A 22,131-nucleotide genomic window follows, 5' to 3' on the forward strand; every position below is an offset into this window, starting at 1 on the left:
GGAGGGGTCTTATATGATACAGGTGCGCGGTCTGCACAAATCATTTGGAGCGCAGGATGTGCTGAAGAACATTGATCTGCAAATCGACCCAGGCAAGGTGCTGGTTATCATTGGCCCTTCCGGCTCGGGGAAAACAACATTATTACGCTGCCTCAACCTGCTGGAGACGCCGGATGGAGGAAGCATTCAGATCGGCGACATTAGCCTTGCGTTTGGCAAGGGTCTGAAGCACAAGCAAAGCGAAGTTCTGGCGCTCCGCAAGAAGTCGGGTATGGTGTTCCAAGCCTATTATCTGTTTCCGCATATGACTGCATTGCAGAATGTAATGGAGGCCCAGGTTCAGGTGCAGAAGAAGAGTAAGACGGAGGCTCGTTTACGCGCCGAGGATTTACTTGACAAGGTGGGGCTGGCTGACCGCAAGGACTTCTACCCACACCAGTTATCCGGTGGACAACAACAGCGGGTAGGTATCGCCCGGGCCATGGCGGTTAGTCCCGAATTGCTGCTCTTTGATGAACCGACCTCTGCGCTTGATCCCGAACTGGTTGGGGAAGTGCTGAAGGTGATGAAGGAGTTAGCCCGCGAAGGCCGTACCATGGTGGTAGTGACCCATGAGATGAAGTTTGCGGCTGAAGTGGCGGACCGGGTCGTTCTGATGGACGACGGGAAGATTATCGAGTCCGGCACTCCTGAACGGGTACTTGCGCACCCCTCCAGTGAACGGGCGCGCGCCTTCCTGAACCGGATCGCCCAGAAGGATTTCGCTTAAGATTAACCGGGGCAAGGAGTGTCCGCTTGCTTGCTTTTGATTTCAACGATGCTGCTCTATAATAAATGGCAGAGGAATGACGTAGAGGCCTCGTATTCTTACTCAAAGCAAGGGGAGTTACGTGAACAGAAGGAAAGCACGACAAATTATCCGTGAGCTGCTCAACCGCTCGGATGCTGAGGTTGTAGTTCGCTTGCATAACCATTACCCAGGGCCGCGCATGATCGGTGGCAAGTATAGTATGGGAGATCGTTCAGTAACGATGTACCTTGGGGAAGTAAGGAAGCAATGTCGGTTGTTGTTTGGTTCGGCTGAAGGCTGGAGAACGTTCTTTGCTATCGTATTTGCTCATGAACTGGGGCATGCCAGAGACCCTGAGCTCCCGGCGTTATGCGAGTTGCTGGATTCCTGCGCAAGTGAGCGGGAACGTAGTGAGACGGCATTGCGGATCGAAGAGAACGCGTGGAATTATGCGCGAACCTTGATCCCGGACATTGATCCGGGGATGCTGGAACAAGTCATTGACAATTCGCTGCTGGCATACCGGCAAGCAGTGGCTGATAAGTTGGAGGGCTCACTCGAGGTATAGAAGCAGAAGCGAAAATGATTTCAGGTGAGGCGAAAAAATAAACAAGCGAGAGGCGGGAGTGCGCTGGCAGCTCCCAAGCTCTCGCTTGTTTTCGTTTACCCGAATGCTATTTGATCCGAATATCACCGGCAAATGCCCGGACCTTGATGATATCGTCAGTTTGTCGCAATGATTCAGGTGCGGTAATCTCACCCGCCCCGGTTTGTAAATCATACCCCCCTTTGAACGCCGCATCTGTGGATAGCCTGATCCCCCCAAACTGAGTGGTGATATCCAAATTGTCTGCCCGTTGATTAGTAAGCCTGATATCCCCGCTGGTGGTCGTCAAGACGCCATTGCCGGTAAAGTGGTCCAATCTGATATTACCCGCTCCCGTGCTAGCCTGGATCTTGCCTGCCATATCCCGGCTAGAAATATTGCCTTGCAGTGTCTCAGCCGTCAGGTCACCTTGCAAGCTGTCCACCTGAATTCGCCCGGAGCCGACCTTAATCTCCGTATCGGCCTTGATTTGCTTGGTAATGATATTGCCCGCCTCAGTTGCCAATTGCAAGCGCCCAGCGGTAATGGCTTCAGCCTTCAGATTGCCGCTAGAAGAGGATAACGTGATGTTGTCTGCCCGCAAGTTGCGAAACTGTCCATTAGCTGCATGTGCTGAATAGCTGATGTCTTGGAGTGAATCTGAACTTGCAAGTGCTACCGTAATCTGTTGCTGCGTGGATTGAAAGTTAATAGTAAGGAAGCTCCATTTTGGCGAATGTTGCAGTATGAGCTGCAGGGTGTCGCCCGATATATCCGTACCGATCAAGTGATCAATCACTTCCTGATCCATGTTGCCGCTAATTTCCACATAGTTGGTTCCATCCGGGCTATCGATGAACCGTACGTCTGCACTATAGGAGCTGTCGATCGATAATTTCTTCAATTGCCCTGCTTCAAAGGTCCACCTTTGCTGATGGGAGGGAAGGGTATCGCCAAATTCAAACCTTTGCCAAACCATCCCTGCAAATCCGACAAGAACCAGTGCCAGACCTAGAAATAACCATTTCTTAGTGCTTTTCATGGCCAGCACCTCCTTTCACCAATCGCTTATTCCACTTGTAATAGGAACTGCTTAAGGTAAGCATGTTAAGGAACAACATCCGAGTGGGTAGGAATACAAGGATACCCAAGCCCACCATCGTCACCGAAGCAAAGAGCTTGCCTAGATGGAAAATGTCATGCACCGCGTATTCCAGACCGACCAGCACCGGGCTCAGGATGAAGCTCAAGGCGGCGAGCCCGAGACTCACAATCAAGGCCCAAAGGGTTAATAAGAAGGGGAGTCCAACGATATTCAAGAAGAACAGACCCACATAGACGAGTGCCTGAGTGAAGGCGTTTCTCCGGGCAGTCGGGATGGCTCCAGTCGACATTCCGGTAGCGTTATAGCCTTGTTGCCCACCAGCATGAGCTGACCCGCCATACCAATATACGGGTTCGTCAGGTACATACCGGTTACCCAGTGCTTCCTTAGCCAATTCTGCCGGATTGCCAAGTTCGGCAACAATCTCTTCTTCTGTTCTACCGCTTTGCAGCCCGAAGGCAAAATGGGATTCATAATCCTCCAGCAGCTCTTGTTGTTCTTCTGGCGGAAGAGGGGATAAGTGGACTCTGAGGAGTGCTAAAAACTCACTTCTATTCATATCGTGCTTCCTTTCTCGATTAGGGTTGATACGTTATGCACAAATTGTCTCCACTCCACCACTAGTTTCTTGGTATGAGCCTGGCCGGAGTCCGTAATCTTGTAATATTTGCGTGGAGGGCCGCCCGTTGATTCTTGTAAATAAGTAGTACAATAACCTTCGGCCACGAGTCTTCGAAGCAGTGGATATAGCGCACCTTCGGCGACTTCGATATGCTTCGAGACGGACTGAGCCAGTTCATAACCATACCTGTCTTGCTCGCGAATCAGTACCAGGACGCAAAGCTCCAAGGCGCCCTTCTTAAACTGAATGCTGATATCCAAGGCTGCTCCGACCCCCATATTGTTTATTAAATGCTGGCTTAATATTTCAGAACTGATGTACCTGAGGTACTGAATAATGATTAATACCGTATCTATACAGTATCACACACTACTGATCAATGCAAGGTAGTGAAGACCAAATGCTAGTTGACCATCCGACCCCAGGCAGTTCCGTTGACTTACTCTAAAATAAGACTTATACTAATTCTAAAAAAAAACAAGGATATGATCATATATGAAATCATTAAATCTTACGACCCAGCGTCAAGCCGTGTACGATGTAGTTCGCAATGCGAATGACCATCCGACCGCCGCGGAAGTGATGAACCGTCTGGTGGAGAAGGGTTATAATTTTGCCTACGGAACGGTGTATAATTCGCTGCGTTATTTAACGGATAAAGAAATGATTCGCGAGCTCAAGCTGGGGGAAGCCGCCAGCCGTTATGACGCGAAGCTGGATGACCATCAGCATATCCTGTGCGAGGTGTGCGGACGGGTGGATGAGGTAATGAGTGGCTTGCCGCCGGAATGGAGCAGTACCGTTGCTAAAGAAACCGGGTATGAAGTTCATCATGCCCATGTCGTATTCGGGGGGGTGTGCCCGGCATGTCAGCAGAAGAGATGACATCTCGCAACCTGGTTAACGAGGCCGCATCTCGCGGGATTTCCTCCGCTACGGATATAGCATCCCCGGAAGAAGAGCAGACAGAAGGAAGAATGGCTTGTCCGATTACCCAACGGGTCATTCTCATCAGCCCGTTCCCTCGGGACGTACATGAACTTGTCCGGGACTTGTCGGAGGAGTGCTTCGATGTACTGGTGTTCCATCACTGGGAACAAGGCCTGCGCAACTCGCTGCACGCCGACCTATTGATCTTTGACGTGACCTCCTGCCGGGAGGGCGAAGAGATCGAGACGTTGGCGTCCTTAACAGAGCAAGAGACGGGTGGAATTCCCTCGTTGTTGTTAGTTCACGAGAAGATGTTATCCTCCTTGGGCCAAGGACTGACCAATCAGGAGTTGCTGGTCTGGCCTGCTCGCCCGAAGGAAGCGGTGTATCATGTCCAGCGGATTATACGGGCGCATGGAACTCGCCCGCGGCCAGTCGCTTCACAACTTCTCCCCGGCACCTCCCCGGCGATCTATAAGGACCTGTGGGTAGACCGGAAGAAGATGTCTGTCTACCGGAGTGGTGCCCGAATTGAGCTCACGAAGACGGAATACGAGCTCCTGGTGAAGCTGTTGGAGCAAGAAGGGGCTGTCCTCTCCCGGGAAGAGCTACTCGCAGAGGTATGGGGAACATCCTTCCTTGGCGGAAGCAATGTGGTTGACGTGCATATTAAGAGCTTGCGCAAGAAGCTGGGGGACAATGCGGCACGACCGATGTACATTACTACCGTTCGGGGCGTCGGATATCGACTGGCCGATTAAATTATCGAAGAGCAGTTTGGCTAGATACACAGCCGCTTTTCCTTTAGGGAGGGCGGCTGTTTTGCATATTTCAAACCAGAGAAGGAACGAGTATAATTAGGAAGATAGACCTACTAAATATTTCTAATAGAGAAGGGATCAGAAGACGATGAAAAAGCGTGTAAGGCTGTCTCTATTATCAACAACGGTTATTGCCGCTCTTATTCCATGCATCTTGGATTTGCTGCTGAACGGCGAAGTGGGAGGAACCTGGTTCCTGATTGCTGGAATATCCATCGTACTTGCCGTAGTAGCGGCATCGGTGAATATTTGGTTGGTGGTTGTGCCGCTGGATCGGTTAGGCGAGACGACAAAGAAGATTAGTGAAGGCGATTTGACAAGACGGGTGGATTATTTACAGCGCAGAGATGAGATCGGAACGTTGGCCAATCAGGTACAGCGTATGGTGGACAACCTTCATGACATGATCACAAGCGTCCAGAATACAACGAATCAGGTTACGCTATCGGCCGGGCAGCTCTCTGCCGGAGCGGGTCAAACCACGAAAGCGATTGAGCATGTGACGGTAGCCATTCAGGAAATGGCTACGGGCAGTGACCAGCAGTTGCAGCGGGTAGAGAATGGTGCGGGCGGTGTGGAAGACATGTCGCGTCAGGTCGTGACGATGTCAGAGCAGATTAGAGCAGTGACCGAGACGATGGAACAAACGACAGGGGTAGCTGAAGAAGGTAACAGCTCGGTGCTTAGCGTAGTGGAGAAGATCGAGCACATTCAACAAACAGTGGATCAATTGGGTACCGTTATTCAAACGCTGGGCGAGCATACCGACAACATTGGGAATATTGTTGAAGTCATTACAGGGATTGCTCAGCAGACAAATCTACTCGCTTTGAATGCTTCCATTGAAGCTGCCAGAGCAGGTGAAGAAGGCCGGGGCTTTGCCGTTGTGGCCTCCGAAGTACGCAAGCTGGCTGAAGGCTCCGAGCAGTCCGCTCAGCAAATCGCCGACCTGGTGGAAGGCATTCAGACGGAGATGCAGCGGGCTGTCGCTTCGATGGAGGAAGCCAAGCAAGGCGTTTATGACGGCATCCTGGCTGTCGATACGTCAGGACGCTCGTTCTCCCGAATTCGCAAGGCCGTTCGCGGCGCTGCAGTGAAGATGGAGGACGTGGCCAAGGCTGCTGCCGAACTGGCTGTTGGGGCCGGTAAAGTTACGGAGTCGATCAAGGACATTCGTTCCATATCGGAAGAAACGGCTGGCAACACACAGACGATTTCGGCAGCCGCCGAGGAGCAGCTTGCTTCTATAGAGGAAATAGCTTCTTCCTCTACAGACCTGTCTCGCATGGCCGCAGATTTGCAGCAATTGGCCAGCAAATTCAAGGTTCACCAATCATAGGGGGATAAGGTGGGTTACATATAATAAGGTGGACGATACCTTGCTTAGGAGGCACGATATGGCACGGAGACTGGAAGGAAAAAGAATTGCACTCACAGGTCCGCGCCGGGCGGAAGAATTGGGCAAGCTGGTGGAGAATATGGGCGGTATTCCGCTGTACCGGCCTGCACAAGGAACGGTGCTGCTGGATGATGAGGATTTGCGCAGCGGGCTTGTTCATTGGATTCAGCATCCCCTGGACTGGTCGATTTTTACGACAGGCATGGGGCTGGAAGCGATATTCAGTATGGCTGAGAATATGGGGATTGCTGAGCAACTCGGGGACCATTTGCGGTCCTGCTCTATTGCAGCGCGGGGGTATAAGACCGTGAATGCCTTGAAGAAACGGCAACTGATTCCCATTGTTCGCGACGATGACGGCAGTACGGAAGGCTTGATTCGTGGCTTAGCCGAGCACCAGTTGCAGGGTCAGGAAGTTCTGCTCCAATTGCATGGCGATCCCGCTCCGCGGCTGGTGGCCTGGCTGGAGGAGCAGGGAGCGGTGTGCCGGCAAATTTTACCTTACCGTCATATTGCTCCAGCGGACGAGCAATTGGCGCGGCTGCTCTCGGATCTTCTCGGTGGACAGGTGGATGCGGTTACGTTCACCAGCGCCCCGCAGGTGCGTTTTCTTATGGAACACGCCGAGAAGCAAGGTCAACTGAACGAACTGCTGGCTGCCCTTGAGGGGCCGGTTCTGCCCGTGGCGGTGGGGCGGATCACGGCCATGGGTCTCTATGAAGCAGGAGTGCCGCGAGTCCTTGCGCCCAAAGAGGAACGCATGGGCAGCATGATGGTGGAACTGGCCCGTTATTATGCGGGAGAAGCTCAGCCGCTCATGCGCACGGCAGACTAGGGTATGTTTGAAAACCCTGAGGGGGACCTGGAGTTTATTTGCTGGCGGGAGCGGGATTCTTTCTTGGCCTTGCAGCCTTGCGCTGTACCCCCTCGCGGGGTACTCCCTTGAACGATACCTCACTTGCACCCTGACCATGTGCTTTAACCTAGTGAACTAACCCTGAAGGTTTTTTGCACTTGGGTGGAAAATAGTCCCACTAATCTGTGGGTTTGGACTAGTTTTTGAATTAACGGGAAATCCTCCCGCTAATTTACGTAAATTCGCTGTTATCTCATATTTAGATGGAAAACCTCCATATAAATCTTTGTATTTGGCCCATTTGTAGTGTTTTGGGCAAAATTATATGGAGGAATTCCTGATAATTACCTCTAATGGTGAAATAAATAGAATTTAACTGGAGGATTTCCTGTTAAATAAGGGATTCACTGCTGTTCTAAACGTAAACGTGCGCTCCGCTACTTTCCTCGAAAGATTCTTTTTTGAAAACCTATCTTCAAAAGTTTCTCCTCAGAGGGTTTATTCTTAAAAGGTTATATTCGAAGGTTATATTGAAAGCCTATAACTAAAGTCTATCCCAGTTCAGCGTTTTGAAGAAGGCACTCCGGGGACTGTACTTGTGAGCTGCAACTTAACTTTTGGGACAGTCTAGAAAGTTAAGGAAGTCGGGCAAGTCTGGTTGAAGGCGTGCGCTGGTCCAGAGAACTTCCAGAACTCTTTCAAATCTCAAATTATGCATCCATCCGTAACTGATTGCCCCTGGGTGAGCCGTAATTCTTTTGAAACTTGGAGGGGTTCTGTTACAATAAGAGGGCCATTTCCTTAATAATAATATTGAGTGGACAAACACGAATTGAGATAGGTTGAGGTGAACTTGTTGACAACTTTTGAGAACATGGGTCTGTCGCCAGCCGTATTGGGTAAGCTGCAAGGGCAAGGCATTACGACGCCAACTCCGGTTCAGGAGGCATCGATTCCGGTGCTGCTATCCGGAGAAGATGTAATTGTACAGGCGCAAACTGGGACAGGCAAGACACTTGCATTTTTGCTTCCCATTCTGGAGAAGATCCGTCCCGACCGGGCTGATGCCCAGGCGCTAATTATTACGCCGACGCGCGAACTGGCAATTCAGATTACAGCAGAGGCTCGTAAGCTGGCGGGGGCCCTTGAAGGGTTGTCTGTTCTGGCTGCTTACGGCGGTCAGGATGTGGAGCGCCAACTTCGCAAGCTGAAGAATGGAACGCAATTGGTCATCGGCACGCCGGGCCGACTGCTGGACCATTTGCGCCGGGGCTCGCTGACGCTGGGCTCGGTCCGCATGTTGGTGCTGGATGAAGCGGATCTGATGCTTCATATGGGCTTCCTGAAGGAAGTGGAAGAAATTATTTCACTCGTTCCGCGCAGTCGGCAGACGATGTTGTTCTCGGCGACGATGCCAGACAATGTGAAACGGCTGGCACGAGCTTATATGAAGCAGCCGCGTGACATCCGTATAAGGGAAACAGCGCGGGTAACGTTGGACAGCATCCGCCAAGTCTTGGTGGAATGTACGGATCGCACCAAGCAAGCGGCGTTACTGGAGATGATTCGCCGGGACCGTCCTTATCTGGCAGTGATTTTTTGCCGGACGAAGCGCCGCGCCAGCACGCTGAACGAAGCACTTCAAAGCGAGGGATTCAAGTCGGCCGAGCTGCACGGTGACTTGTCGCAGGCGAAGCGCGAGCAGGTGATGCGCGCCTTCCGCGACGCGAAGCTGGAACTGCTGGTAGCCACGGATGTGGCGGCGCGCGGGATTGACGTGGAAGGTGTCACCCACGTGTTCAATTACGATATTCCGCACGATGTGGACAGCTACATTCATCGCATCGGGCGGACGGGCCGCGCGGGAGAAAGCGGCGTGGCGGCGACGTTTGCAGCGCCGAAGGATGTTGAGGAGCTGCGCCTGATCGAGCGGGGCATCGGCCGCAAGCTGGAGCGCCTGCAAGTTGGGAAGCCGGGCGCAGGCGATGGCGCTGAGCGGCGGGCGACCGCCGGCCGAGGCGAAGACGGCGGCACAGATGGGGGCAAGCCGCGCCGCAGCGGCCGCGATGAGCAACGCGGCCGCGCGAAGCGTCAAAGCGGCCGCAGTGGCGATGCCGCCGGCGGGCGTGGCCGCTCGGCTGGCGCCGCTGGAGCGCCAGCCAAGGGAGGCCGCGGCGGGAACAGCCGCCGCGGCGAGGATGCGCGCGCTCAGCGCGGCTCCGCCGGGGGCGCCTCGCGCTCGCAAGGGCAAAGCCGTCGTGGCCGTGATGACGGCGGCGGTGGACGCGGGCGCCGGGGAAGATAACCCGGCGCAGCGCAGTTGCCCTGCGGGAGCGTGAGCCTTGGGCCTGACGTTGCTGGCCTGGGGGCCAGCCCGCAGGGGCCGGAGCATACGCTCCCGCATTTTACCATGCAACATCCTGGACGGCGATCGTCGTCTAAGGGATGTAAAGCACAACAAGAACCGGTCACCCCTGGCCGAGGGATAGGGGCGAGCGATCAGGGAGGAACGAGAAATGCATAGCAGGAAGAAGAGTACGTTCGCTGCAGTGGTCGTGCTGATGCTCCTTACCGTGATATGGATTGCAGGTTGTGGTGATAAGCAAGCTGAATTACCGCCGACACCGAATGAGAATGGGGCTAATGTATCCGGTGAGAATCAAGCAACACAGGAGAATGTTAATGACCAGGCAGATCCCGAACAGACGGGAACCGACGACGGAGATCATGCCGAGGCTCCGGATGACGCTGGGGAAGAGGAGACAAATCCGGACGGTGCTGGGGTGCAAAACCCAGGGCAGGATAGTCCCGGGGACGGAGGCAATGCCGGTAATCATGCAGGCCCCGATCAAGCGGCAGCGGCCGACCCACAGAGCGTTGCCGTGCTGATTAACAAGCAATTGGCGTTGCCGGAGGATTATGAGCCGAAGGATCTGGTCTATCCAGATGTGCGCTTTACGTTCAAGGAGCAGATCGAGAAGCGTATGATGCGCAAGGAAGCTGCAGCAGCACTTGAGGAGCTGTTTGCCGGAGCGGAGAAGGACGGCATTTATTTGGCCGGAGTATCAGCCTATCGTTCCCACAAGACACAGACCGCATTGTTCAACCGTTACGTGGCCAAGGATGGGGAAGAACTGGCGAAGACCTATAGCGCCGTGCCTGGTCACAGTGAGCATGAGACCGGGCTGGCCATCGACGTTTCGGGCAGCGATGGCAAGTGTGCAGCGGAAAGCTGCTTCGGTGATACCAAAGAAGCGGCTTGGCTTGCCGATCATGCGGTAGATTACGGCTTTATCATTCGTTATCCTGAGGGCAAAGAGAGCATTACTGGTTATAAATATGAGCCGTGGCATCTTCGCTACGTAGGCAAGGAAATTTCTACCGATATCGGTGAACGTGACATTACGTTGGAAGAGTATTACGAGGCAGTTCCAGTGTCCGGACAGCCTTAATCTCTGCGGAACGCGTGTAGACATCCTAATAGCAGCAGTGGGAAAGGAAGGCTTGGCAGATGCCAACGGCCTTCCTTTCTTTTTTATCCCATGGGAACAAGGTCTTGCATCCGGCAAATTAACGGTTGACATCTGATAATGATTATCAGTATCTTTAGTTGTAGATGAAAAATAGATTGCACTTGAGTCGATTATTAGCTGTATAGCCGTATTACGGAAAGGAAGAGTGGTATGGGTTCCTTAAAAACTTCCCATTTAGATATTGCTTATGAAGATCGTCTGATTGTTAAGGATTTAAATATTTCTATCCCGCAAGGAAAAATTACTGCACTGGTAGGAGCCAATGGCTCCGGGAAATCAACGGTGCTGAAGACGATGGCCCGGATTCTGAATCCCAAATCAGGCAGCGTGCTGCTTAATGGGAAATCAATTCATAAGCAGTCGACAAGGGAGGTTGCCAAGCAACTGGCGATTCTTCCTCAGAACCCTACGGCTCCGGAGGGATTGACGGTCTATGAGCTGGTGTCCTATGGCCGATTTCCTCATCAGAAAGGATTTGGGGGCTTGAAGGCTGAAGATCGCCAAGTGGTAGAATGGGCGATTGAAGCTACTCGCATGGAAGAGTTTAGTGACCGTGCTCTGGAGCAGCTATCCGGTGGGCAACGGCAACGGGCCTGGATCGCGATGGCGTTGGCGCAGGAGACGAGCATCCTGTTCCTTGACGAGCCAACAACCTTCCTGGATATGGCGCATCAGTTGGAGGTTCTGCAACTGTTGGAAGAATTAAATGCCGATTCCGGCCGTACCATCGTGATGGTGGTGCATGATTTGAACCATGCGGCCCGCTATGCTCATTATATGATTGCCATTAAGCAGGGGCAGGCCGTCGCTTCGGGAACTCCGGAGGAGGTCGTTACTTCTCCTGTGTTGCGGGATGTGTTCGGTATCGAGGCGGATATCGTGACTGACCCACGCAGCGGTGTGCCGCTGTGTCTTCCTTATGAGTTGTACCGTGCGGCTACAGGGGGCAAGGTGCGCAAGAGTAACAACGATGGTCCAGAGATGCCGCCAGTGGCGGCCTCATCTCAATGATTTGGCAGTTCGCGATCAGCGGCAGGAGGGAATATTATGCAGGTTGAGGCTCAGATGCTGGAGCAACAACTAGGAATCGTAATGAAGGAACGTACAGATGCGCTGTTCACCATTCCGGCCGCTGATTTGCTGGATCGTGAGCAGCTTGCTGCTTTTCTGGAAATCTATCGTCAGCAGATCAAGGGTCGGGACTTGCAAGTCGCGGCATCGTATTTTGCTTCCAGTTGGCGGGTGGTGTGCGCGGCGCTGCACTATGCACTTGCAGTAGCTCCCGGCAAGTTCAGGTTCTCGCTGGACCAGCTTACAGTTCAAATGGTTATGGTGAACCAGTTCCCGTGGGTGTATTATGTTATGAATGCTGAATCCGGTGAGCCTTGGCCGCTGCAGGAGCATCAGGGAGCGGAGGAGCTTGAGCTTACAGGCTTCTACAGTGAAGTCTTGCGGCCCGTCCTGGATCAGCTTGCTGCTGTCTCAGGCTTACCAGTGACCCAGCTATGGGGGCAACTGCCCCTGGGGGTGCGGTATTATGTCCATGCGCTCTCCGAACGGCTAGAGAGTGCTGAGCAGCGTGCCCGATTACTGGCCAAATACGAGCTTAGCAAGCAATTGCCAGGGGCGAGCTTTGGTCTGAAACGAAATCCATATCTCATTAAAGAGATCAAGCTGGATGATCCTTACCGGCCAGGAGAGAAGACAACGATGAAGCCGACATGCTGTCTTGCCTACCGGACCGAAGGAGATCATGGGTATTGCTATGGCTGTCCGAAGCTAACGAAGTCGGAGCGTGAGACCAAGCGTCAGAGCATTGTCGAGAGATTAGCAGCAGCCAAAGCGACGTAAACGCGCAGTTCCTGTGGGAGCAGCGCTTTTTTTCTGCCAATGCTTTCTTGGCCGAGATTGTGATTTATGTTACTTATCCAGAAAAACTGGCGGGCTACAATAGATTGGACTGAAAGAAACGAAACTTTTAAATGGATAAAGGAGATTGGATCATGGCGTATTATAAACCTGCGCAAATTGCTGAAATTACCGTAGAGAACGGAATCAAGAAGGCGCATAACCCGCTATTGACCGTGCTGATTCTCGGCTTTCTGGGTGGAGCATTTATTGCCCTCGGCTTTTTGCTTGATATTCGCGTTATCAGCAATACCCCGGCAGAGTGGGGGAGTATGGCCAACTTTGTGGGGGCAGCGGTGTTCCCGGTTGGGTTGGTACTTGTTCTATTGGCAGGAGGAGAACTGCTGACGGGCAATATGATGGCTGTGCCGCTTGCCCGGATGGCGAAACGGATTACGACCCTAGAAATGTTCAAGAACCTGGTGCTTATCACACTCAGTAACTTCGCAGGTGCTTTGTTCGTTGCTTATTTCTTCGGCCATGTTGTTGGCTTGACCGCAGAAGGACCTTACCTGGAGAAATTGGTCGATATGGTGGCTCATAAGCTGGATGATGGTTTCCTGCAAGCCTTTATTTCCGGGATCGGATGTAACTGGCTGGTTGCTTTAGCCGTATGGCTGTCTTATGGGGCTGATAATATGAGTGGGAAAATCATGGGCATCTGGTTCCCGACGATGGCCTTCGTAGCTATTGGCTTCCAGCACGTCGTGGCCAATATGTTCTTGATTCCTGCGGCAATCTTTGAAGGCTATTATTCCTGGGGCGATTACTTCCGTAATTTCGTTCCGGTATGGCTGGGCAACCTGACTGGAGGAGCGATCTTTGTAGCGGGAGCATATTGGGCTTCTTACCTGAAAGATAAGGGACATGCGCCGGCTGCTGGACAGTCTGCGGATTCGACCTCTATTAGCAAATAGCATCCCTGTTCGGACAACAAGACAAGCGAATCAATACTTGCACAAACAGCGCAAGCTCTACGGCCTATTTTGGCGGGGAAGCTTGCGCTGTTTGTCTCGTAAGGAAGGCTCTTGGAAGCCGGAAAATAATTTGATTATCGCGTAGACCGATACTTCTGTTCCAGGTTTTCCACGTAGGTTTTGGCTTCAATTAGCGACATACCGGTGGCTATCCTAACCTCTTTGATAGCCCTAATGGTTTGATTCTCCATAATAAGGGCATGAAGCTTTTGCTCCAGATCGGGGTTGAGAGCTGTAGCTATAGATGAGGGCGCATATGATGCATTTGCGGTAGTGCCCGATTGCCACTTCAGCGGGCTTAATTCCTCTTTGAGCGAATTCAACTTGCTTTCCAAACTAGATAAACGAATCCACAGCACAACAACGAGTAGTATAGCTACAATTCCAATATACTCCATGCCAGCTTTCAACCTCCAATATTTCAGTTCATTATTTAATATCTACCTTAGCATGTTATAACTGTATGGTAACAGGAACTAACGTCATGGCACCGTAGTCACATGCGTTCCTGGCGATGAATGTACTTGCCTGCTCTGTCGTTTTAAGCGATACTATTCTAATCTGTTTCTTATACACGGATACACTGAGGTTGATGCAGAAGGGAGTGGATAACATGAAATGGCTGCAATCCTATCCACGTGAAGTCAAAATTTTTCTGGTTGCCAGCTTGATTAGCTCGGCCGGGGGCTCATTAATGTGGCCTTTGGTGACGATGTTTGTATTTAAGGTACTCGGCCGAACCGTTACAGACGCAGGTCTGGTTATTTTGGTCATGTCCGTTGGGGGGATTGCCGGACAATTGCTGGGAGGCGCACTCTACCACCGCTTGGGCGTGAAGCGCTTGATTGTGGGCGGTATCGGCTTCAATGCGCTGTTTCTGTTGCTCCTGCCTTATGGAAGCGGTCATTGGCATCTCTTCATGCTGCTGATGCTGCTGGTAGGTTTCTTTAATGCGACATCGATGCCGGCCATTCAGGCATTTATCGGCTTTCGCTTTGCCGAGCGTCGCGGAGAACTATTCAACGTGATCTATGTTGCCAACAATATCGGCGTTGCTCTGGGGACGGCCATGAGTGGCTTCCTGGCGCAAATTTCCTATAATTTGAGCTTTGTGTTGAACGGCCTGACTTCGGCGGCATTTGCTGTTTTCTTTTGGATTTATTTGAACAAAGTTCAAAAAGACGAGGGCGAATTGCATGTGCAAAAACGCAAAAATACCGTTGAGGGCGAGAGCGTTAAGAAATTGCTACGCCGTTACCCCGTTTATCTGTTTATGGGGATCGGTTCGTTTTTCTTATGGCTTGGCAACTGTATCTGGAATAACGGGGTGTCGCCGTTTACCATATCTCAGGGGATGCCAGAATGGAATTATAGTATATTATGGACATTAAACGGGATATTGATCTTCTTGGGACAACCATTCATTCTGTGGGTGAAACGGGTGTTTGCCGGCTCTGCTCAAGCGCAGATGACGGTCAGTGCCTTATTCTATATGATGGGCTATGCCACCATTCTTGGTTTTCATAATTACCCGAGCATGATCGCGGGGATGATCTTTGCGACCTTTGGAGAAATGTTGATCTCTCCGGCCATTCCGGCCTTTGTCTCTGATCGGACAGGCAAGGCGGCGCCATTTTACCTTGGCGTGGTTGGCGGGATGGGGGCAGCAGGCCGTGTAGTTGGACCGTACGCGATGGGCATGCTATTTGACTGGAATGGACTGATTCCCGTGGCCTGGCTGGCCGTCGGCATTGCTGGGCTATCGGCGTTGTCCTTCCTGATTCATGCTGTGATGAACCGGGATGATGATCAACCGGTCAGCCTCACTTCCTGACCCGGGTTCATAAGGGACCGTACGGATATCTATTGAAGTTAGATTAGAAGGGGTTGATCGGATGAAGCACGAATTCAGTACGCGATTGTCAGAGATGCGTGATGCGGCTGCGCTCATGGACATCGACAAGCTAACTTGGGATCGTCATAATACGCCCGCTGAAGTATTAAGCTGGAATTCGCGCGAGCACTATTTGAAGAACTGTCCTCCCGGCAGTCAGATTGTAGCTTGTCTGGGAGAACAGATATGCGGATATATCGGCTTTAAGTCCCCGACCTCGTTACCCAGTAATCGCCATGTGCTTGATTTGAATATCGCTATTCATCCAGCTTACCAGCGACAGGGTGTGGGTCGCCTTCTGATGAACGCGTTGCTTGAATGGGCGGCCATGCAGAATGTAAGCAAGCTGTCACTCCGCGTATTGTCCAGTAACCCAGGGGCGATTGCCTTTTACGAGAGTTGTGGGTTTACGGAGCAGGGACGGTTGATTGAGGAATTTCTTATTCAGGGTCAGTATGTGGATGATGTTCTGATGTGGCGAAGAGTATAGGCAGCCAGGCATTGAACTATTGGAAATATATCGGTATATTTAGAAGAAGAAAAATCGGGGAAGCATAAACCAATATTTATTGTACGCAGGTTTGAACTTCTATGAATAGAAAGGTGATACCCGTGGAGAACAAATTTACTCCTCCCAATTTCATTAAGAACATCATTTCGGAAGATTTGAAGAGCGGGAAGGTCAAGACGGTTGTAACCCGCTTTCCGCCGGAGCCGAATGGCTATTTGCATGTGGGACATGCCAAGGCGATCTGGATTAACTTTGCGCTGGCCGATGAATTCGGTGGCCGCACCCATCTGCGCTTTGACGATACGAATCCGGTCAAGGAGGACGTAGAATACGTTAACTCGATCAAGGAAGACGTCAAGTGGCTTGGTTTCGAGTGGGAAGAGCTTCGCTTCGCTTCCGATTATTTTGAAGAAATGTACCATCGTGCTACCGTATTGATCAACAAAGGCAAAGCTTATGTGGACGACCTGAGTGCCGAGCAAATTCGCGAGCTACGCGGAACGTTAACCGAGCCGGGCAAGAACAGTCCTTACCGCGATCGTTCTGTTGAAGAGAATCTTGATTTGTTTGAACGGATGCGGGCAGGGGAATTCCAGAACGGAGAAAAAGTGCTTCGGGCCAAGATTGATATGGCTTCGCCGAACATTAATTTGCGCGACCCTGTCATTTACCGGATCGTTCATACGTCCCATCATAACACCGGGGACAAATGGTGCATTTATCCGATGTATACCTTTGCCCATCCGCTGGAGGATGCCATTGAGGGCGTGACGCATTCGCTTTGCTCTACGGAGTTTGAAGATCAGCGTCCGTTCTACGACTGGGCTATCGCTGAGACCGAGATGCCGAATGTCTCTCATCAATATGAATTTGGACGGCTCAATTTGACTCAAACGGTGACCAGCAAGCGTAAGCTGAAAAAGCTGGTGGACGAGAAGATTGTGGATGGCTGGGACGATCCGCGTATGCCAACCATATCCGGATTGCGTCGCCGTGGTTACACGCCAGAGGCAATCCGGTCGTTCGTGTATGAGACCGGGATTTCCAAGGCGTACGGTAGTATTGACGTGAAGATGCTGGAGCATTTCATCCGCGAAGATTTGAAGATGAAGGCCCCGCGCACGATGGCGGTGCTTGATCCGCTTAAGGTTGTAATCACCAACTACCCTGAAGGCCAAACAGAAATGTTGGAGGCCGAGAACAATAGTGAAAATCCGGAGATGGGTAATCGTCAAATTCCCTTCTCGCGCGAGATTTATATTGAGCGGGAAGACTTCATGGAGAACCCGCCAAATAAATATTTCCGCTTGTTCCCGGGGAATGAGGTGCGCTTGAAGCATGCTTATTTCATCAAGTGTAATGAGGTTATCAAGGACGAGCATGGCGAAGTGGTGGAAATTCACTGCACCTATGACCCGGAAACCAAGAGTGGTAGCGGCTTTACCGGACGTAAAGTAAAGGGAACGATTCACTGGGTGGAAGCAAGCCAGGCGGTACCGGCAGAATTCCGTCTCTTCGAGCCATTGATTCTGGAAGAGGAAGAGGTTGAGGGAGTAGCACTGGACGAATCACCAGCAGGCTTGCTGGATGCCGCCGAAGGTCTACTGGATGAATTGGACCCGGCAACTGCGAATCTGGAAGAGTCGGTTGAGGAGAAGACATTCCTTGACCTGATTAATCCGAATTCCTTAACCATTGCTCAAGGCTTTGTAGAGCCTGGGATGAAGGATGCCGCGCCGCAGGATAAGTTCCAATTCTTCCGTCACGGTTATTTCAATGTGGATACCAAGTATTCCGCGCCGGGGCATCTGGTGTTTAACCGGATTGTATCGCTCAAAAGCTCGTTCCAACTGCCTAAATAAACCGAGCTGAATTTAAAAGACCAATAAAAGGGCCCCTCGCCTTCAAGCTATGCTGGACACCAGATAGCATGGAGAACGAAGGGCCCTATTTGTATTGTATATTGATCTATGGTTCGCCTCGAAGGATGACCGGGGAATACCCGTGGCGTCGGATACGATACCACATAGCTGCCAGACCAAGCGCTCCAATCAGTGTCAAGGCAACTCCTGAACGGTACATGATGACGGCTCCAAAGTTCTGGAACATCCAACCGCCGTAAAAACCAGCAAAAATACCGGCCAGACCGCTCACGGCAAAGGCAAAGGCAGCCTGTCCGGCTGAGCGCAGTGGTCTTGGCAGGAACAGGCCAATCAACCGGGTGCCTACATAGAAGAACCCGGCAAACGTGACCGAATGAAGCAGTTGAATAAACAGCACCTGTCCTGGACGGGTGACCTCTGACATGAGATCCCAACGCACGGCTGACAGTATACTGACGATGGTGATACAGGCCATCAGCACAGTCATTTTCTTTTTTAGATATCGATTCATCAGAAGGAAAATCAGCATCTCAAAGGCAGTGGACAGGAACACAGCTCCCCCCACCTCAAGGCGCGACCCTCCCAAATCGACAATAAATAAAGGCATGAAGATATTATTCATAAAGTTCGGGATGGCTACCAGTGTGCCGAAGATAACAAAAGCGACAAAATATTTATATTGCATCACCTGCCCGAGTTCCTTCTTCCCGAACCAGGGGGTGTGGAGTGTTTGGCGAATGGATGGCAAGAGTAGCGTTGAGCCGATAGCCAGCATGAGCGTGCTGCTGAACAGCAAGGAGATTCCATGATGTCCAACCGAATCGATGATCGGTCCGGCGGCCAAGGCAATCAGAGTCCATCCTAACGAACCAAAGAGACGGTAGAGGCCAAATTTCCGTTCCGTATTCTCCGTATAGCCCAATATCAGCGTGTTACTTTGCGACAGGATGGGGCTCTGGAAGAAATATAGCAACAGAATCGTCAGGTACAGCATCGAGAATGTCGTTGCCTTGAACATGAGATGGCCCATCAGCAGCATACCTAGCATCATTACCAGCAGCACGGCCCGAGGATTCTGCCGTTGATCACCCCAGTGGCGCCAGAAGGGGTGGGCCAGCAAGGAGACTAAGGGGCCGATTGCCATCAGGCTGCCAATCTCCAGCTTGTCCATACCGATATCCTGTAGATAGAGCTGGAAGAAGGCAGCAAAAATAACCATAGTGCCATATATGAAAAAGTTAAGAAGCCCTAGCGGCATCAACGAAAAGGACGAATGTCGTTTTGTATCCTGCAAACGCGCCATTCCTTTCTATCCGGTCCTGATTCGTCACAATTGCGCATGTGACTATGATCCCAATGTAACACACAGATGAAAAGGGATACAAACCAAGTTTTAATTGATTTACCATTATTTACAGTTTGCTTGCGGGAAATGTCCGTATCCTTACAGGTTTGTACGTGAAGACTGACACATACTGTTCAAGTATATGTCAGCCGCTTGTGCGATACAATGAACTAAGGGATGAGTTGTAACAAAGATCACATTAAAGCGCTTACATTTAAGGGTATAATGCAGTTAAGCGATACGTGATCCCCCTTAATCATGTGTCGGTATATGCATCTAAGATGATTTCCGGCAGGACTTAAGGAAGTCATCTTTTTTTAACCCTAAGGCAATAAGCAACAAGGAAGCGCGACAAATTAAGGAGATGAATTCAGATGGCTATGCTGTTCAAACCTTTGGTCTACACACAGGAGCAGGTAAGGTGGCTGGAAACTCGCGGATTAGTGTATCATGTGCTGATGGATTTCTTGAGCCGTCCTCCGCGAATGTCCCTGATCGCTCAGTGGAGACACAAACTGGGATTGAACCATAGGATTGAGGGTAGCGAAGGCTGGAGTAAGCTCAAAGCGTATCTGGAGAGTATTGATGAAGACGGCTTCCGCCGCGTATGTCATCAGGAAGCTGAAGAATATATCCGCCTGTTCACGGGTCATGAAGCGGTTGTCCCGGCGTGTGAAAGCATTTATCGCTCCCGTTTGGAAGGGGTAAGTGCCTTTGCCTGCATCGCCAAGGTGAGCAAGAATTACACGGACAATGGCATCGTGTTTAACAAGCTGAACGGAGAGCGCGATGATCATATTGCGCTTGAACTGGAATTTATGGCCGTACTGGCCGAAGGGATGCTGGCGAAGGCTAATCTGCAACAAAGTTGCCTCGCTTTGGCTGATTCGCAAATCAGCTTTCTAAGATTGCATCTGCTAAGATGGGCTCGTCTCTTCTCCAGAGAACTGTTGCAAGCGACGAATAGTCCCTTATACGTAGCGGTGGCTGAACTGATGGATGACTTCCTGATAGCCGATTTGAACGCACTTTGTACCTGGCGGAACAACCAACAGGAAGCAGAGCAGTAATCAACGATATTCTCCCTCTTTCTATAAGAGGTAGTTAAAAAGTCGTCTTTCCAGAACGAAGCAGTTCGAGGAGTGGATTCGACATCGAATCTTGAATTCACCCGGGCCTTCCGTTGCTCACGTAGATCTGTCTACGCTCCGCTACTCAGTCCCTGGCTTCATCCAACCTTCTCGGTCCTGTAAACCCGACTTTTTGAACTCGAACTTAAAAAGCTTCTCATGCTGATTTAACATAGCGTGAGGAGCTTCTTTGTGCTTGGCTATATATTGAGGAAGCGGGACATCATATTCCTGGACATTTTTCATCTACCCAGCTAGGAAGAACGCAATCGATCATGTAGAATATAGACAAGCTATTCTCGCGAAAACCATACAAAGGAGACAACAATGAGACGAGGACTACAAATCATTATCATCGCCCTAGTTCTATTTGCGTTCTACTTCCTTGGATTTGGCGTCTTCGGTAAGTTCGGGGGGACGCTGCTTAGTATATTTCAGACACTTACAGTCATTACTATCGGCTTGGCTATATTTATGGAGAACCGCAATCCTTCCAGCACACTGGCCTGGATCATGGTATTAGCTTTGTTGCCGGGGGTTGGGCTTGTTCTTTACTTCCTGCTGGGGCAAAATTACTTCCGCCGGCGGAAATTTGATAAGAAAGCCGAGCAAGACCGCTTAAGTTATGAACGAATTGACCGGGGTGGCAAATTATTGCCTCGCGATCTGTCCCAGTTCAGCCCGGGGCAGCAACGGTTGCTGCATCTATCCCAGCGGCTGGCGCGGACGCCCTTCTCCATGGCTAGCCGTACGCAGGTGCTTACCAATGGAGAAGAGACCTTCTCTACGCTGCTTCGGGAGATGAAGAAGGCCAAACATCATATCCATATGGAGTATTACATTTACCGTGCGGACGACATCGGCCGGGAGATTCAGAAGACGCTGATTGCGAAGGCTCGTGCCGGGGTTGAGGTTCGCTTTATGTTTGATGCTGTGGGCAGCATTGGATTGCCTAAGGCGTTTATTAACGAACTGAGCGAGGCAGGTGCCAAGATTGGTATCTATGGGGAAGTCCGTTTTCTCGCCTTATCAAGCCGGGTCAATTACCGAAATCACCGCAAAATTGTGGTGATTGATGGGAATACCGGCCTTATTGGTGGGCTTAACGTAGGCGATGAGTATCTAAGTCGCAGCACGACCTATGGATTCTGGCGGGACACGCATATGCTTGTGAAGGGTGAAGCGGTTCGCTCATTGCAAATTATCTTTCTTCAGGACTGGCAATACGTCACGGGTGAGAGGATTATGGACCCGGCTTATTTGTCGCCGGAATTGGAGCAGGGGTGCAGCGGGGCTGTGCAGATTGTACCTAGCGGTCCTGATAATGAAAGTCGTACTCTCAAAAATATCTTCTTCGCCATGATTACTTCAGCCAAAAAATCGGTATGGCTAGCCACGCCGTATTTCATTCCGGATGAGGATATTATGACGGCACTGCGAGTGGCGGGGCTGGCGGGAATCGACGTCCGCCTTCTGTTCCCAGCCAAACCGGATAAGCGTCTTCCTTTCCTGGCTTCACATTCTTATTTCCCCTCATTACTTGAGGTAGGCGTAAAAATTTATGAATACGAGAAGGGGTTTCTCCATTCCAAGCTTCTTATCGTCGATGGAGAGATGGCCACGGTGGGAACGGCAAACATGGATATGCGGAGCTTCCATCTGAATTTTGAGGTGAATGTGCTGCTAGTGCATGACGATAGCATCGAGAAGATGGTCAAGGATTTCGAACGGGATTTGCTGTCGACGAAGCTGATCGACAAGGATGAGTTCATGAAGAAGAAGCTTATGGTTCGTGTGGCGGAGTCGGCAGCGCGGCTGCTGTCCCCGCTGTTATAGAGGAG

General features: G+C 51.2%; 21 protein-coding genes. 16 read left to right on the top strand and 5 right to left on the bottom strand.

Annotated features, from left to right (window positions below; all coding sequences use genetic code 11):
- Positions 1–13: 13 nt before the first annotated feature.
- On the top strand, positions 14–769 hold the full coding sequence (locus AC1VOR_RS12005) for an amino acid ABC transporter ATP-binding protein (RefSeq protein ID WP_482618083.1): 756 nt from the start codon (positions 14–16) through the stop codon (positions 767–769).
- A 121-nt stretch (positions 770–890) separates the two neighbouring features.
- Entirely contained in the window at positions 891–1,358 is a 468-nt protein-coding gene (locus tag AC1VOR_RS12010) for a hypothetical protein (RefSeq protein ID WP_482618085.1), read from the top strand.
- A 106-nt stretch (positions 1,359–1,464) separates the two neighbouring features.
- Here AC1VOR_RS12010 and AC1VOR_RS12015 read toward each other — a convergent pair whose 3' ends face one another.
- From AC1VOR_RS12015 to AC1VOR_RS12025, 3 genes are read right to left on the bottom strand one after another with little or no spacing between them, the layout of a single operon-like run.
- Positions 1,465–2,418: a DUF4097 family beta strand repeat-containing protein gene (locus tag AC1VOR_RS12015; protein ID WP_482618087.1), complete on the bottom strand. Its 954-nt coding sequence runs from the start codon at positions 2,416–2,418 to the stop codon at positions 1,465–1,467.
- A complete protein-coding gene (locus AC1VOR_RS12020) occupies positions 2,405–3,040 on the bottom strand; it encodes a DUF1700 domain-containing protein (protein ID WP_482618088.1) in 636 nt (211 codons plus the stop codon). The genes AC1VOR_RS12015 and AC1VOR_RS12020 overlap by 14 nt, the downstream gene beginning before the upstream one ends.
- Positions 3,037–3,363, bottom strand: coding sequence for a PadR family transcriptional regulator (locus AC1VOR_RS12025; RefSeq protein ID WP_482618090.1), 327 nt, complete (start codon positions 3,361–3,363; stop codon positions 3,037–3,039). The genes AC1VOR_RS12020 and AC1VOR_RS12025 overlap by 4 nt, the downstream gene beginning before the upstream one ends.
- Positions 3,364–3,598: 235 nt before the next feature.
- Between AC1VOR_RS12025 and AC1VOR_RS12030 the strand changes: the two genes are divergently transcribed.
- The 9 genes from AC1VOR_RS12030 (at position 3,599) to AC1VOR_RS12070 (ending at position 13,467) form a co-directional block, all read left to right on the top strand.
- Positions 3,599–3,988: a Fur family transcriptional regulator gene (locus AC1VOR_RS12030; RefSeq protein ID WP_059050105.1), complete on the top strand. Its 390-nt coding sequence runs from the start codon at positions 3,599–3,601 to the stop codon at positions 3,986–3,988.
- Positions 3,970–4,794 carry a winged helix-turn-helix transcriptional regulator gene (locus tag AC1VOR_RS12035; RefSeq protein WP_482618093.1) on the top strand — a complete coding sequence of 275 codons (825 nt, stop codon included), beginning with the start codon at positions 3,970–3,972 and terminating at the stop codon, positions 4,792–4,794. The genes AC1VOR_RS12030 and AC1VOR_RS12035 overlap by 19 nt, the downstream gene beginning before the upstream one ends.
- A 148-nt stretch (positions 4,795–4,942) precedes the next feature.
- Positions 4,943–6,193 carry a methyl-accepting chemotaxis protein gene (locus AC1VOR_RS12040; protein ID WP_482618094.1) on the top strand — a complete coding sequence of 417 codons (1,251 nt, stop codon included), beginning with the start codon at positions 4,943–4,945 and terminating at the stop codon, positions 6,191–6,193.
- Positions 6,194–6,251: 58 nt separating this feature from the next.
- Positions 6,252–7,088 (top strand): uroporphyrinogen-III synthase, encoded by an 837-nt coding sequence (locus tag AC1VOR_RS12045; RefSeq protein ID WP_482618096.1) that lies wholly within the window; start codon positions 6,252–6,254, stop codon positions 7,086–7,088.
- A gap of 877 nt (positions 7,089–7,965) precedes the next feature.
- A complete protein-coding gene (locus tag AC1VOR_RS12050) occupies positions 7,966–9,414 on the top strand; it encodes a DEAD/DEAH box helicase (protein WP_482618322.1) in 1,449 nt (482 codons plus the stop codon).
- Positions 9,415–9,625: 211 nt separating this feature from the next.
- A complete protein-coding gene (locus AC1VOR_RS12055) occupies positions 9,626–10,561 on the top strand; it encodes a M15 family metallopeptidase (protein WP_482618098.1) in 936 nt (311 codons plus the stop codon).
- 231 nt (positions 10,562–10,792) lie between these two features.
- Positions 10,793–11,653 carry an ABC transporter ATP-binding protein gene (locus AC1VOR_RS12060; RefSeq protein WP_482618100.1) on the top strand — a complete coding sequence of 287 codons (861 nt, stop codon included), beginning with the start codon at positions 10,793–10,795 and terminating at the stop codon, positions 11,651–11,653.
- A 36-nt stretch (positions 11,654–11,689) separates the two neighbouring features.
- Positions 11,690–12,493 carry a (2Fe-2S)-binding protein gene (locus tag AC1VOR_RS12065; RefSeq protein WP_482618102.1) on the top strand — a complete coding sequence of 268 codons (804 nt, stop codon included), beginning with the start codon at positions 11,690–11,692 and terminating at the stop codon, positions 12,491–12,493.
- A gap of 152 nt (positions 12,494–12,645) precedes the next feature.
- Positions 12,646–13,467, top strand: a complete 822-nt coding sequence (locus AC1VOR_RS12070; protein ID WP_482618104.1) for a formate/nitrite transporter family protein — start codon at positions 12,646–12,648, stop codon at positions 13,465–13,467.
- Positions 13,468–13,601: 134 nt separating this feature from the next.
- Here AC1VOR_RS12070 and AC1VOR_RS12075 read toward each other — a convergent pair whose 3' ends face one another.
- Positions 13,602–13,925 carry a hypothetical protein gene (locus tag AC1VOR_RS12075; protein WP_482618106.1) on the bottom strand — a complete coding sequence of 108 codons (324 nt, stop codon included), beginning with the start codon at positions 13,923–13,925 and terminating at the stop codon, positions 13,602–13,604.
- Positions 13,926–14,140: 215 nt separating this feature from the next.
- Between AC1VOR_RS12075 and AC1VOR_RS12080 the strand changes: the two genes are divergently transcribed.
- The 3 genes from AC1VOR_RS12080 to AC1VOR_RS12090 all read left to right on the top strand — a co-directional run bounded on the left by AC1VOR_RS12080 (position 14,141) and on the right by AC1VOR_RS12090 (position 17,794).
- Complete coding sequence (locus tag AC1VOR_RS12080; RefSeq protein WP_482618107.1) at positions 14,141–15,361, top strand: MFS transporter; 1,221 nt, start codon at positions 14,141–14,143, stop codon at positions 15,359–15,361.
- A 61-nt stretch (positions 15,362–15,422) separates the two neighbouring features.
- Positions 15,423–15,911: a GNAT family N-acetyltransferase gene (locus tag AC1VOR_RS12085; RefSeq protein ID WP_482618109.1), complete on the top strand. Its 489-nt coding sequence runs from the start codon at positions 15,423–15,425 to the stop codon at positions 15,909–15,911.
- 101 nt (positions 15,912–16,012) lie between these two features.
- Positions 16,013–17,794, top strand: coding sequence for a glutamine--tRNA ligase/YqeY domain fusion protein (locus AC1VOR_RS12090; RefSeq protein WP_482618111.1), 1,782 nt, complete (start codon positions 16,013–16,015; stop codon positions 17,792–17,794).
- A gap of 106 nt (positions 17,795–17,900) precedes the next feature.
- Here the strand turns inward: AC1VOR_RS12090 and AC1VOR_RS12095 are convergent, their stop codons facing one another.
- Complete coding sequence (locus AC1VOR_RS12095) at positions 17,901–19,118, bottom strand: MFS transporter (RefSeq protein ID WP_482618113.1); 1,218 nt, start codon at positions 19,116–19,118, stop codon at positions 17,901–17,903.
- Positions 19,119–19,534: 416 nt separating this feature from the next.
- Here AC1VOR_RS12095 and AC1VOR_RS12100 point away from each other — a divergent pair, with 416 nt between their 5' ends.
- Positions 19,535–20,230, top strand: a complete 696-nt coding sequence (locus AC1VOR_RS12100) for a TorD/DmsD family molecular chaperone (RefSeq protein ID WP_482618115.1) — start codon at positions 19,535–19,537, stop codon at positions 20,228–20,230.
- Between the two features lie 387 nt (positions 20,231–20,617).
- Positions 20,618–22,126 carry a cardiolipin synthase gene (cls, locus tag AC1VOR_RS12105; protein ID WP_482618117.1) on the top strand — a complete coding sequence of 503 codons (1,509 nt, stop codon included), beginning with the start codon at positions 20,618–20,620 and terminating at the stop codon, positions 22,124–22,126.
- The last annotated feature ends 5 nt before the right edge of the window (positions 22,127–22,131 follow it).

This window comes from Paenibacillus sp. 1SOY10 (genome assembly GCF_056836745.1).

What these genes read in the sequence shown, in the direction of transcription:
- AC1VOR_RS12005 (WP_482618083.1), top strand. Translation starts at nt 14, where the DNA reads ATGATACAGGTGCGCGGTCTGCACAAATCATTTGGAGCGCAGGATGTG.
- AC1VOR_RS12015 (WP_482618087.1), bottom strand. Translation starts at nt 2,418, where the DNA reads ATGAAAAGCACTAAGAAATGGTTATTTCTAGGTCTGGCACTGGTTCTT.
- AC1VOR_RS12020 (WP_482618088.1), bottom strand. Translation starts at nt 3,040, where the DNA reads ATGAATAGAAGTGAGTTTTTAGCACTCCTCAGAGTCCACTTATCCCCT.
- AC1VOR_RS12030 (WP_059050105.1), top strand. Translation starts at nt 3,599, where the DNA reads ATGAAATCATTAAATCTTACGACCCAGCGTCAAGCCGTGTACGATGTA.
- AC1VOR_RS12035 (WP_482618093.1), top strand. Translation starts at nt 3,970, where the DNA reads ATGTCAGCAGAAGAGATGACATCTCGCAACCTGGTTAACGAGGCCGCA.
- AC1VOR_RS12040 (WP_482618094.1), top strand. Translation starts at nt 4,943, where the DNA reads ATGAAAAAGCGTGTAAGGCTGTCTCTATTATCAACAACGGTTATTGCC.
- AC1VOR_RS12045 (WP_482618096.1), top strand. Translation starts at nt 6,252, where the DNA reads ATGGCACGGAGACTGGAAGGAAAAAGAATTGCACTCACAGGTCCGCGC.
- AC1VOR_RS12055 (WP_482618098.1), top strand. Translation starts at nt 9,626, where the DNA reads ATGCATAGCAGGAAGAAGAGTACGTTCGCTGCAGTGGTCGTGCTGATG.
- AC1VOR_RS12060 (WP_482618100.1), top strand. Translation starts at nt 10,793, where the DNA reads ATGGGTTCCTTAAAAACTTCCCATTTAGATATTGCTTATGAAGATCGT.
- AC1VOR_RS12065 (WP_482618102.1), top strand. Translation starts at nt 11,690, where the DNA reads ATGCAGGTTGAGGCTCAGATGCTGGAGCAACAACTAGGAATCGTAATG.
- AC1VOR_RS12070 (WP_482618104.1), top strand. Translation starts at nt 12,646, where the DNA reads ATGGCGTATTATAAACCTGCGCAAATTGCTGAAATTACCGTAGAGAAC.
- AC1VOR_RS12075 (WP_482618106.1), bottom strand. Translation starts at nt 13,925, where the DNA reads ATGGAGTATATTGGAATTGTAGCTATACTACTCGTTGTTGTGCTGTGG.
- AC1VOR_RS12080 (WP_482618107.1), top strand. Translation starts at nt 14,141, where the DNA reads ATGAAATGGCTGCAATCCTATCCACGTGAAGTCAAAATTTTTCTGGTT.
- AC1VOR_RS12085 (WP_482618109.1), top strand. Translation starts at nt 15,423, where the DNA reads ATGAAGCACGAATTCAGTACGCGATTGTCAGAGATGCGTGATGCGGCT.
- AC1VOR_RS12090 (WP_482618111.1), top strand. Translation starts at nt 16,013, where the DNA reads ATGAATAGAAAGGTGATACCCGTGGAGAACAAATTTACTCCTCCCAAT.
- AC1VOR_RS12095 (WP_482618113.1), bottom strand. Translation starts at nt 19,118, where the DNA reads ATGGCGCGTTTGCAGGATACAAAACGACATTCGTCCTTTTCGTTGATG.
- AC1VOR_RS12100 (WP_482618115.1), top strand. Translation starts at nt 19,535, where the DNA reads ATGGCTATGCTGTTCAAACCTTTGGTCTACACACAGGAGCAGGTAAGG.
- cls (WP_482618117.1), top strand. Translation starts at nt 20,618, where the DNA reads ATGAGACGAGGACTACAAATCATTATCATCGCCCTAGTTCTATTTGCG.